The sequence below is a fragment of the Streptomyces sp. NPDC059564 genome (assembly GCF_042735575.1).
GTDB lineage: Bacteria > Actinomycetota > Actinomycetes > Streptomycetales > Streptomycetaceae > Streptomyces.
The window spans coordinates 1-11,177 of the sequence record NZ_JBHWBP010000253.1 but is presented as its reverse complement, the minus strand read 5'-3'; the positions used below and the strand labels follow the sequence as shown (position 1 = coordinate 11,177).

The following is an 11,177-nucleotide window of genomic DNA, read 5'->3' as shown; positions in this document are numbered from 1 at the left end:
AACCTCCCGCCGCCCCTGCCCACCCGGGAGGACCTCGCGGACCTGCTCATCCAGCGCCTCGACCGACCGAGGTGAGGGGCCGTGTCGGGACCCCCTGAGCCGGGCCGCCCCGCGTCGGGCGGTCCGGGGCCGGCTGCCGGAGGTCCGGGGCCCGCCGACGGCGGTTCGGGGCCCGCCGAGCCCGGGATCCGGGCGTTGGCCGGGCTGTTGCGGGGCGCCGGGCTCGATCCGACCGCCGGGGAACTGGCCGACGCGCTCTGGCTGGCCGCGCACACCCGGGGGCGCGCCCGGGCGGTGGCCGCCGCTGCCCCGCCGGTGGAGCCGGTCCGGGCGGATACGGCCCGGCCGGCGCGGGATCCAGCGGGGGAGGGGCCGCCCCCTGCGCCGACGCGGGAGGTACCGGAAGCTGAGGATCCGGTCAGGCTCTACGCGGCCGACGCGCGGCAGACCTTCGACAGCGATCCGGATCCTGAAATTCCCGTCGGGAACGGGGTGCCCCTCACCTCGGTCGGTCGAGGCGCTGGATGAGCAGGTCCGCGAGGTCCTCCCGGGTGGGCGGGGCGGCGTAGTGCGTCAGGTAGATGGCGTTCAGCAGCTGGTCGGCGGCGACCAGCTCCGAGCGCGAGCGGCTGAGGAACTCCCGGATCAGATCCGCGCCGAGCCGGGCGGCCTCCTCCCCCAGGTGCGCCCGGACCATGGTGGCCAGCCGCTTCTCCCCCGGCTGCCCGAGCTTGAGCTGGATGCACCGGCGGAGCAGGGCGGCGGGGAAGTCCCGTTCGCCGTTGCTGGTCAGGATGATGAACGGGAAGGCCCGGCAGCGCACCCGGCCGTCCCGGACGGTCGCCTTCCCCCCGTCGTCGGTGAGCACCTGCACCTCCGGCTCGGAGTCGGCGACCCGCTCCAGCTCCGGCAGGGTGAACTCGCCCTCCTCCAGCACGTTCAGGAGGTCGTTCGGCAGGTCGATGTCGCTCTTGTCGAGCTCGTCGATGAGCAGCACCCGGGGCCGCGCGGTCGGCAGCAGCGCCGTCCCCAGCGGCCCCAGCCGCACGTACTTCCCGATCCCCGCGCCCCCGCCGGCACCCGCGCCCCCACCCCCGCCGGCGGCGATCTGCACGTCCTGGAGCCGGGCCAGCGCGTCGTAGCGGTACAGCCCGTCCTGGAGGACCGTGCGCGACACCACCGGCCAGCGCAGCACCCGGCCGAGCTTCAGCTCGTGGGCGACGGCGTGCGCGAGGGTGGACTTCCCGGTGCCGGGATAGCCGGTGACCAGCAGCGGCCTGCGCAGGTAGAGCGCGGCGTTGACGGCCTCCAGCTCCTCCGGTTCGGGCCGGTGCAGTTCGGCGGCCTGCCGGTGGGCGCCGAGCCGGCGCGCCACGTTCCCGTCGGCGGTCCCGGCCGCCCCGGCGGGCTCGCGGACGGGGCCGCCGTCGAAGTCCCGCCACGGCGGCGGATCGGGCAGGGCCTCGATCCCGTCGTGGGGTTCGCCCACGCCCCGGTAGATGAGCCATTCCTCGTTCACGGCGCTCCCTCCCTCACAGATCCCCCTGCAACGGCTCGTCCTCGGGCAGCGCCCGCTCCGGGTCCTCCCACACGAGGGCCAGCCCGGCCGCCCAGTAGGCGTCGGGGTCCGCCCCGTAGGCCCGTACGCGCAGCGCCTGGACGCGCTGCGGCAGCACCGCGCCCCGGCCCGCGTCGGCGAGCTCCTCCCGCAGCCCCCGGTGGTACGGCGCGCAGGACACCCCCGGGTCGGCCGGGGGCCGTCGGCACACCACCACCCCGTACCCCGCGTCCCGCAGGGCGTGCAGCGCGCCCAGGGTCGGTTCGGCGTGCGGCGCCCGGCACAGCACGGGCACCGTGTTGTCCGCCAGCCCCTCCAGCCACCCCGGTGAGGGGCTGCGGGGGCGGCCCCGCGCGCAGTCGGCGCGCTGGTCCAGCAGCGGACCGGCCTGCACCCGAGCCCAGCGCGCGTCGGCCGCCCGCCCCTCGGAACCACCGGCACCGGCACCGGCAACCCCGGAACCGAAACCACCGGCACCGCAACCACCCGCCCCGGAACCCCCGCCCTCGAACCGGAACACCACCGGCCGCTGCACCCCCACCGGCACCCCGCCGGACACCGTCCAGGAGTCCACCGCGAGCCCGAACAGCCCGGGCGCCACCGCCACTTCGAGGAGCGCGGCCGCCTCGTGCGTGTCGCAGCGGCGGAAGCCCTCCGCGAGCGGGGCCCGCAGCGCCTCCGGCAGGCCGTCGAGGTCCACCCGTACGCCCGCCTCCACCGGGGTGACCCGCCCCGGCCGGGCCGGGCCCGCAAGGACCGAGACCCGCCAGTCGTAGACGTCCTCCCAGCCGTGCGCCCACACCTCCAGCAGCACCGAGGGCCCGTTCGGCAGCGTCCGGGCCCGCCGGGCCGGTCCGTGCGCCGCCTGCCCGACGGCGGCCCGCCGGCGCCGCTCCCGCTCGGCCAGGCCGCGCTCGTGCCGCTCGCCCAGTTCCCGCCGCAGCGGGCGCCACAGCCGTTCCGCCGTCGCCCGTACCCAGTCCCACAGCTCCTCGTCGGCCCCGGGCGCCGGGGGCTCGCGGTGGTCGGCCACGCTCACGTCGGTCGCGTACCGGAGCATCGCGGCGGCCTCCCCGCGCCCGCCCGGCGGATCGTGCAGCAGCCCGAGCCCGTCGCGCCAGCTCAGCGGGGCCGGCAGCCCGGGGTCGGGTTCCTCGCCCCGGGCCCGCTCGGCCAGCTCGCGGACGGCCTCCGAGGAGCCGGGCGGCGGCAGCTCGGCGAGCAGCCCGCACAGGGTGGTGCGCTCGGCGGGGGTGAGCCGCCCGCGCCCGCCGTACGCGCCGCCGTCCCCGGCCGGGAGCTCGTCGTGCACGTCGGTCCAGGTCCGGCGGCTGTCGAGATCGCTGAGGTGGCGGTCGTAGTGGTAGAGGTCGTGGGCCTGCATGACCCTGCGGTAGAGCCCGGTCTGCCCGGTCGCCGCCATCGGCAGGGTCCGCAGCTGGGCGACGGACACGGCGAGCCCGCCGCCGCCCCCGTGCCGCCGGGCCTTGACCACCCCGACGACCTCTCCGCGCGTCAGGTCCACCACGGGCCCGCCCGACATGCCGGCCTCGATCTCGTCGTCGTCGCCGAGGCGGATCGCGGCGCCGTTCGCGGCGGTACCCCGCAGCCGGGTGGTGCGGCCGGTGATCTCGCGGATGCCGAGCTCCTCGGTGCAGCCGAAGTACGCGGCCTCGTCCAGCCGGGGCCTGGCCCGGTCGGTCAGCCACACGCAGGCGTGGGAGATCGGCGAGAGCACCCGGACCAGCGCCAGGTCGGGCAGGTCCCACAGGGCCCGCCGCCCGGGCCGCCGCTCCTCCAGCCGCTCGGGCAGGACGCACTCCACGCGCCCGGCGACCGTCCCGATGCCCGCGTCGGCCCCGTACGCGCCGCCCCCGGGCAGGGAACCGGCACCCGGGCCGAAGCCGGGCACCGGCCCGGAGTAGAAGCTGATGCCGACCTCGCGCCCTGTCAGACGCACCGCAGCACCACCCCCTTCACCGACCACGTGCGCACACGTCAGGACCCAGCCGGGGGCGATGAAGAACCCGCTCCCCCACGTGGGTCCGGTCCCGTCGTTGCCGGGGTTCTCATACCCGCCCGGGGGCGCGTGGACGCGTACCGTGGCCGCCCGGACCAGGGGCTCCAGGAGCTCGAAGGCGCGCGCGGAGCCGGCCGTGCGCCCGTCCGGCATCCCCTGACCCCCGTCCCCCGCTCGTCCCAGCGGGTCCGTCCACGCTAGCGCCGGAGGCGGGAGGACGGGAGGTGTCGCCCGGACCCGGCTTATCCTGGCGGGAAACACCCCATCACCCCATGGCACGGAGCCCGACTTGTACTTCACCGATCGCGGCATCGAGGAGCTGGAGAAGCGGCGCGGCGAGGAGGAGGTCACCTTCGGGTGGCTGGCCGAGCAGCTGCGCACCTTCGTCGACCTCAACCCCGACTTCGAGGTCCCGGTGGAACGCCTGGCGACCTGGCTCGCCCGCCTCGACGACGAGGACGAGGACGAGGAGTAGGGACGTCACCGCGGAGCAGAACCTCACCGCGGAGCAGGACGTCACCGTGGAGCAGGACGTCACCGTGGAAGCGGACGTCACCGCGGAGGCGGAAGCGTCCCCGCACACGACCGAGGGGCCCGACCGCGGAACGGTCGGGCCCCTCGGGCGTCACGAGCTGGGCAAGGGCCTGGATCAGGCGGCCTTGGTCTCCCAGAAGATGCGGTCGATTTCCGCGATGAGCTCCAGGGCCTTCGCACCGGTCGCGGGGTCGTTCGACGCCTTGGCGGCCGAGAGGGCCTTCAGGGTGTCGTTGACCAGGGTGTGGAGCTGCGGGTACTTCTCGAAGTGCGGGGGCTTGAAGTAGTCGCTCCAGAGCACCGACACGTGGTGCTTCGCGAGCTCGGCGCGCTGCTCCTTGATGGTGATGGCGCGGGCGCGGAAATCGGCGTCCTCGTTGGCCTGGTACTTCTCCTGGACGGCCTTGACGGACTCGGCCTCGATACGGGCCTGGGCCGGGTCGTACACGCCGCAGGGCAGGTCGCAGTGGGCGGAGACCTTCACCTTGGGGGCGAAGAAGCGGGAAAGCATGGAGTAAGTCCTCCTCGTGATCGTCTTCTCAAGGGTGGAGATTACTCGCTGAGAATCCGGAAATCGCGGGCGCCCCCATGGGCTTAGGACAAAAGTCCAGGCTCGGTCGAGGAGTGGTGAGCGAACGTACGGGGCCGTACGGCAGCATGCGGGGAGGACGAGGAGGCCGGACATGGCGGAGAACAAGCGCGCGCGGGGGCGCATCGGCATCACCGAGGTGACGGGGCCGTCGATGGCGCCCACCCTGGCCGACGGGGACCAGCTGGTGGTCCGGTACGGGGCGTTGGTCCGGCCGGGTGACGTGGTCGTCTTCCGCCATCCGCTCCAGCAGGACCTGCTGGTGGTCAAGCGGGCGGCCGAGCACCGGCCGGGCGGCTGGTGGATGCTCGGCGACAACCCGTTCAACGAGACCGGGGACAGCACCGATTACGGCGCGGTCCCCGAGGAGCTGGTGCTGGCGGTGGCCCGGCTGCGGCTGCGCCCGCGGCCGGACGGTCAGCGCTCGCTGAGGGCGTGGCTGTCCTGGGCGGCCTCGGCGGTGCGGCCGATGCGCGCGGACTCCTCGGCCTCCAGCCGCTTGCGGGCGCGGTAGGCGGCGACGTTGGCGCGGGTGGCGCAGCGGTCGGAGCAGTAGCGCCGGGAGCGGTTGGTGGAGGTGTCGAGGTAGGCGTTGCGGCAGGGCGGCGCCTGGCACAGGCCGAGGCGGTCGGGGCCGTGCTCGGTGAGGTGGAAGGCCAGCCCCATGGACGCGATCGCGGCGTAGCCGGCGGAGGCGTTGGAGGGGTGGTCGGCGAGGTGGATGTGCCAGTCGGGGCGGCCGTCCGGGCCGACGAGCTCGTGGCCGGAGACCTGGGGGCTGACCGGGAACTCCATGAGCAGGGAGTTCAGCAGGTCGACGGCGAGGACGTGGTCGCCGCCGTCGGCGGCCTCGAAGACGGCGCGCAGCCGGCCGCGGACGTTGCGGAAGCGGGTGACGTCGGTGTCGGTGACCCGGCGGGCCATCTGCACGCTGGCCCCGAAGAGGGCGCGGACGTCGTCCACCGAGGTGAGGGCGTCCTTGTTGCGGGCCGGCTCCTCGGTGTTGACCAGGCGCACGGCATAGTCCGAGTAATGGGCCAGTTCCACTTGTAGTCCTTACGGATGCGGATTAGTGTCTGCGATAGCCGCGGTAACGGCTGGTACTGGTTCGAGGGTATTACGTATGGAGGGTTTCTCGATGGCGGATACGGTGACTGGCTCGTTCGGTACGGACTGGCAGGCGTGGCAGGACAGCTGGGACCGGCAGCAGGAGTGGTACATGCCCGACCGCGAGGAGCGGTTCCGGGTCATGCTGGACATGGTCGAGGCCCTCGTGGGCCCCGCGCCCCGGGTACTGGACCTCGCGTGCGGTACGGGAAGTATCACGGACCGGCTCCTCAAGCGGTTCCCGGAAGCCTCCAGTACGGGGCTGGATCTCGACCCCGCGCTGCTGACGATCGCCCGGGGCCACTTCGCGGGCGACGACCGGGTCACCTTCGTCACCGCCGACCTCAAGGACCCCGACTGGCGCTCGGCCCTCCCCCACGAGAGCTACGACGCGGTCCTGACGGCGACGGCCCTGCACTGGCTCCCGAGCAAGGATCTGGCCGCCCTGTACGGGCAGCTCGCCCCGCTGGTCCGCCCGGGCGGGGTCTTCATGAACGCCGACCACATGCCCGACCCGGCCACCCCGCGCATCGACGCCGCCGAGCACGCGCACCGGCACGCCGTCATGGACGGGACCCGGGCCCGCCTGGGCGTCCCGGACTGGCGCGAGTGGTGGGCCCTGGCGGCGGCCGACCCGGTACTGGCCGAGCCCACGAAGGCCCGGTTCGCGATCTACGGGGAGCACGCCGACGGCGACACCCCGGACGAGGCCTGGCACGCCCGGACCCTGCGCGAGGCGGGCTTCGCGGAGGCCCGCGCGGTCTGGCGCTCCCCCTCGGACGCGCTGGTCCTAGGTCTGAAGTAGGGACTTCACACACACTGCGGCGCGCCAGGACGGCGGCACGCGAGAGGGGCGGTACGGGAATCCGTACCGCCCCTCTCGCTCACACGCCTACCGCTACAGCACCTTGGACAGGAACGCCTTCGTCCGGTCGTGCTGCGGGTTGCCCAGGACCTCGCGCGGGTGGCCGGATTCGACCACGACGCCGCCGTCCATGAAGACGAGGTTGTCGCCGACCTCGCGGGCGAAGCCCATCTCGTGGGTCACCACGATCATGGTCATGCCCGATTCGGCCAGGTCCCGCATGACGTCGAGGACGTCGCCGACCAGCTCCGGGTCGAGCGCCGAGGTGGGCTCGTCGAAGAGCATCAGCTTCGGCTCCATGGCCAGCGCGCGGGCGATGGCCACGCGCTGCTGCTGGCCGCCGGAGAGCTGGGTGGGGTAGTTCCCGCCCTTGTCACCGAGGCCGACGCGGTCCAGGAGCTTGATCGCCCGCTCGCGGGCCACCGCCTTGGACTCGCCCTTGACCATGACCGGGGCTTCCATGACGTTCTCTATGGCCGTCATGTGCGGGAACAGGTTGAAGCGCTGGAAGACCATGCCGATGTCCCGGCGCTGGGCCGCGACCTCGTTGTCCTTCAGCTCGTAGAGCTTGTCGCCCTTCTGCTTGTACCCGACCAGCTGGCCGTCGACCGAGAGCCGGCCGGCGTTGATGCGCTCCAGGTGGTTGATGCACCGCAGGAAGGTGGACTTGCCGGAGCCGGACGGGCCGACCAGGCAGAACACCTCACGGGGGGCGACCTCCAGGTCGATGCCCCGCAGGATGTGCGCGGCGCCGTACGACTTGTGGACGCCTTCGGCCTTGACCATCGGCTGGGCGGTCACTTCGCCACCTCCGTACGGCGGAACATGTTCAGGTTGGCCTTGAGCCGCTCGAACGGGGTGGGCGGCAGGGTGCGCAGCGAACCGCGGGCGTAGCGGCGCTCCAGGTAGTACTGGCCGACGCTGAAGATGCTGGTCAGCGTCAGGTACCAGATGGACGCGACGAAGTACATCTCCATGACCGCGCCGGCGGTGGCGCCGATGTTGGAGCTGGCCCGCAGGAGTTCGGGGTACTGCACCGCCGAGACCAGGGAGGAGGTCTTCAGCATGTTGATGAACTCGTTGCCCGTGGGCGGGATGATCACGCGCATCGCCTGCGGGAGCACCACGCGGCGCATCGTCTGCGTCCGGGTCATGCCGAGCGCGTGCGAGGCCTCGCTCTGGCCCTCGTCGACGGACTGGATGCCGGAGCGGACGATCTCCGCCATGTAGGCGCCCTCGTTCAGGCCGAGGCCCAGCAGGGCGACCATGAACGGCGTCAGGACGTCGACGGTCTCGTTCTTGTAGATCGGCCCCAGGTCGATGTACTGGAAGACCAGCGACAGGTTGAACCACACCAGCAGCTGGACGTAGACCGGGGTGCCGCGGAAGAACCAGATGTAGAGCCAGGACACGAAGCTCGTGACCGGGTTCTTCGACAGCCGCATCACCGCGAACAGGATGCCGAGCACGAGGCCCAGCGCCATGGACGAGATGCTGATGATGACGGTGTTCCCGAGGCCGCTGAGGATCGAGGGGTCGAACAGCTTGTCGCCGACCGTCGCCCAGATGATCTTGCCCTGGGAGAAGGCGTAGACCAGCCACGCGAGCAGTACGGCGACGACCACGGCGCTGATCCAGCGGCCGTAGTGCCGTACGGGGATTGCCTTGATGGCCTCGTAGGGGGTGCCCGAGGCGCCGGGTCCGGCCGGCGGCGTCGCGGCCGGACCCTTGTCGATCTTGTCAGTCACAATGACTGCCCTTCAGTGGAGCGCTCGGTCTTACTTGCCCGCGTTGACGGTGGCGGACTGCACGGCGCTGTCCTTGACGTTCCACTTCTCCAGGACCTTGGCGTAGGAGCCGTCCTTGATGATGGCGTCGAGCGCTTCCTTCAGGGCGTCGCGCAGCTGCGTGTTGTCCTTGGAGACGGCGATGCCGAAGAGGCCGACGTCGGCCTGCTGGCCGCCGACCTCGAAGTCGTTGCCGCCGCCCGAGGTCTTCGCGGTGTACGCGGTGACCGGGTAGTCGTTCAGGTCGGCCACGGCGCCGCCGGCCTTGACGCGGGTCTGGGCCTCGGCGTCGGTGTCGAAGGCCTCGATGGTGAGCTTCTTGTCACCGCACTTCTCGGCCTGCGCCTTGAAGGCGTCCTCGTACGTGGTGCCGCGCTGGACGGCGACCGTCTTGCCACACAGGTCGTCGAGGGACTTGATGTTGTCCGGGTTGCCCTTCTTGACCAGGAGCGAGACGCCGGAGGAGAAGTAGTCGACGAAGTCGACGCCCTTGCCGATCTTGGCGCCCTTGTCGTCCAGGCCCTCCTGGCGCTTCTTGTTGTCGGTGATCGACGACATGGCCACGTCCTGGCGGCCGGTCTCCAGCGAGGTGATCAGACCGTCGAAGGTGCCCGAGGTGAACTGGAGCTTCACGCCGAGCTGCTTGCCGAGCGCCTCGGCGATGTCCGGGTCGACGCCGACGATCTTGCCGCCGTCGACGAACTCCATCGGGGCGTACGCGGTGTCGGAACCGACCTTGATGACGCCCGCGTCCTGGATCTTCTTCGGGAGCTTCGAGAACAGCGGGGCGCTGTTGTCGGTCTTGCCCGAGGGGGTCGAGGAGCCCCCGTCGGTCTGGTCGCCACAGCCGGTGAGGATCAGGGCGCCGGCGACCGCGATCGCGCCGACCGCGGCGATCCGGGACCGGGCGGCGGTCGTACGACGGGTGGTGCTTGCGGTCATGAGCTGGTTCCTCCGACAGGGGTGGAAAAGCATCCGAGAGAGGTCGGGCACGCACCATCGAGTGTCGCGACCTTGTGTGATTACGGCATCTTGCCATTCGGACTGACGCATTCAGGCTGCCCATCAGGTCAAAATCAGATAACGGGCGCCGCCGACTACCCAACAGGACTGCGGGCAAGGGCCCTCGGAGCGACACAAAACGCCGTGACCAGCCCTTTTCCCACCACTATTTACGGCGCGTCTCACTTGCTGGACAGAGGGCTTTGGACGTTTAGCCAAAAACCGGACAAGCGGCCTACAGTTGAGCGGGAATCGACTCGTCTGGGCGTGCGTTCTTCGGGTAGAACAGATCCTTACACCCCTCATCCGGGGCTCAGGGCGCGCGTGCGGCGCGCCCGCGCGTACGAACCTCCCCTTCGCGGAGGCGGGCCAACCGCCGATGCGGAGTACGGACGCGGTGCCCGCCCACCCCTTAACCAGGAGTGGCCACCCTCAACGATTCAAAGGACTTAAGGGGTCACACGAAGTGGCAGCGGAGATCGTCAACCCTCGCAGTGACAGCGCGACGGACAACAACCCGGACGCGGTGTTCGCACTGCACCGGGGCGGCAAGATGGCCATCGTGGCCACGGTGCCGGTCAACGACAAGGACGACCTGTCCCTGGCGTACACGCCCGGCGTGGCGAAAGTGTGCAGCGCCATCGCCGAGCAGCCCGAACTCGTGAACGAGTACACCTGGAAGTCCAACGTGGTCGCCGTCGTCACCGACGGTACGGCCGTGCTCGGACTCGGTGACATCGGTCCCGAGGCCTCCCTCCCCGTGATGGAGGGCAAGGCGATTCTGTTCAAGCAGTTCGGTGGAGTGGACGCGGTTCCGATCGCGCTCGCCACCAAGGACACGGACGAGATCATCGAGACGGTCATCCGCCTCGCTCCGTCCTTCGGCGGGGTGAACCTGGAGGACATCTCCGCGCCCCGCTGCTTCGAGATCGAGCGCCGCCTCCAGGAGGCGCTGGACATCCCGATCTTCCACGACGACCAGCACGGCACCGCCATCGTGACGCTGGCCGCCCTGCGCAACGCCGCGAAGCTCACCGGCCGGACCCTCGGCGACCTGCGCGCCGTGATCTCGGGCGCGGGCGCGGCGGGCATCGCCATCGCCAAGATCCTCGTGGACGCCGGCATCGGCGACGTCTGCGTCACCGACCGCAAGGGCGTCGTCTCGGCGGACCGCTCCGACCTGACCGACGTCAAGGCGGAGATCGCGGGCCTGACCAACAAGACGGGTCAGACCGGCACGCTGGAGCAGGCCCTCGCGGGCGCGGACGTCTTCATCGGCGTCTCCGGCGGCACGGTGGCCGAGGAGGCCGTGGCCTCGATGGCGAAGGACGCGTTCGTCTTCGCCATGGCCAACCCGAACCCGGAGGTCCACCCGGACGTCGCGCACAAGTACGCGGCGGTCGTGGCCACGGGCCGTTCGGACTTCCCGAACCAGATCAACAACGTGCTGGCGTTCCCCGGCATCTTCGCGGGCGCCCTGAAGGTGCGCGCGACCCGGATCACCGAGGGCATGAAGATCGCCGCCGCCGACGCCATCGCCGGTGTCGTGGGTGACGAGCTCGCCGCCGACTACGTGATCCCCTCGCCGTTCGACGAGCGCGTCGCCACGGCCGTCACGGCCGCGGTCGCCGCCGCGGCGAAGGCCGACGGGGTGGCCCGCCTGGCCTGACCTCGCCCGATGTGATGGGCGCGTCGAGCTGTACGGGTGAGGCCCG

At 71.7% G+C, this 11,177-nt stretch carries 11 protein-coding genes; 4 read left to right on the top strand and 7 right to left on the bottom strand.

All coding sequences use genetic code 11. The features are described 5' to 3' along the window. Positions 1-499: 499 nt before the first annotated feature. Entirely contained in the window at positions 500-1,519 is a 1,020-nt protein-coding gene (locus ACFV0Q_RS30325; protein ID WP_385009556.1) for an AAA family ATPase, read from the bottom strand. A 13-nt stretch (positions 1,520-1,532) separates the two neighbouring features. After that, positions 1,533-3,731 (bottom strand): trypsin-like peptidase domain-containing protein, encoded by a 2,199-nt coding sequence (locus tag ACFV0Q_RS30320; RefSeq protein ID WP_385009555.1) that lies wholly within the window; start codon positions 3,729-3,731, stop codon positions 1,533-1,535. Between the two features lie 136 nt (positions 3,732-3,867). Between ACFV0Q_RS30320 and ACFV0Q_RS30315 the strand changes: the two genes are divergently transcribed. Then, positions 3,868-4,053, top strand: coding sequence for a DUF6104 family protein (locus ACFV0Q_RS30315; protein ID WP_355998999.1), 186 nt, complete (start codon positions 3,868-3,870; stop codon positions 4,051-4,053). A gap of 174 nt (positions 4,054-4,227) precedes the next feature. On the opposite strand, the gene sodN is transcribed toward ACFV0Q_RS30315, so the two are convergent. Then, entirely contained in the window at positions 4,228-4,623 is a 396-nt protein-coding gene (gene sodN / locus ACFV0Q_RS30310) for a superoxide dismutase, Ni (protein WP_007266490.1), read from the bottom strand. 172 nt (positions 4,624-4,795) lie between these two features. Between sodN and sodX the strand changes: the two genes are divergently transcribed. After that, on the top strand, positions 4,796-5,215 hold the full coding sequence (gene sodX, locus ACFV0Q_RS30305) for a nickel-type superoxide dismutase maturation protease (RefSeq protein WP_385009554.1): 420 nt from the start codon (positions 4,796-4,798) through the stop codon (positions 5,213-5,215). On the opposite strand, the gene ACFV0Q_RS30300 is transcribed toward sodX, so the two are convergent. Beyond that, positions 5,119-5,748: a CGNR zinc finger domain-containing protein gene (locus tag ACFV0Q_RS30300; RefSeq protein ID WP_266573986.1), complete on the bottom strand. Its 630-nt coding sequence runs from the start codon at positions 5,746-5,748 to the stop codon at positions 5,119-5,121. The genes sodX and ACFV0Q_RS30300 overlap by 97 nt on opposite strands. Positions 5,749-5,839: 91 nt before the next feature. Here ACFV0Q_RS30300 and ACFV0Q_RS30295 point away from each other — a divergent pair, with 91 nt between their 5' ends. Continuing rightward, positions 5,840-6,613, top strand: a complete 774-nt coding sequence (locus ACFV0Q_RS30295; RefSeq protein WP_385009553.1) for a methyltransferase domain-containing protein — start codon at positions 5,840-5,842, stop codon at positions 6,611-6,613. Positions 6,614-6,706: 93 nt separating this feature from the next. Here the strand turns inward: ACFV0Q_RS30295 and ACFV0Q_RS30290 are convergent, their stop codons facing one another. Genes ACFV0Q_RS30290 through ACFV0Q_RS30280 form a run of 3 tightly spaced genes read right to left on the bottom strand, consistent with a single transcriptional unit; the run spans position 6,707 to position 9,402 of the window. Next, the gene (locus ACFV0Q_RS30290; RefSeq protein WP_385009557.1) at positions 6,707-7,459 is read right to left on the bottom strand and encodes an amino acid ABC transporter ATP-binding protein; all 753 of its coding nucleotides are present in this window, start codon (positions 7,457-7,459) and stop codon (positions 6,707-6,709) included. 11 nt (positions 7,460-7,470) lie between these two features. Beyond that, positions 7,471-8,421 (bottom strand): amino acid ABC transporter permease, encoded by a 951-nt coding sequence (locus ACFV0Q_RS30285; protein WP_385009552.1) that lies wholly within the window; start codon positions 8,419-8,421, stop codon positions 7,471-7,473. A 30-nt stretch (positions 8,422-8,451) separates the two neighbouring features. Continuing rightward, positions 8,452-9,402 (bottom strand): ABC transporter substrate-binding protein, encoded by a 951-nt coding sequence (locus tag ACFV0Q_RS30280; RefSeq protein ID WP_385009551.1) that lies wholly within the window; start codon positions 9,400-9,402, stop codon positions 8,452-8,454. A gap of 526 nt (positions 9,403-9,928) precedes the next feature. Here ACFV0Q_RS30280 and ACFV0Q_RS30275 point away from each other — a divergent pair. Further along, positions 9,929-11,131, top strand: a complete 1,203-nt coding sequence (locus tag ACFV0Q_RS30275) for an NADP-dependent malic enzyme (protein WP_385009550.1) — start codon at positions 9,929-9,931, stop codon at positions 11,129-11,131. Positions 11,132-11,177 lie beyond the last annotated feature (46 nt).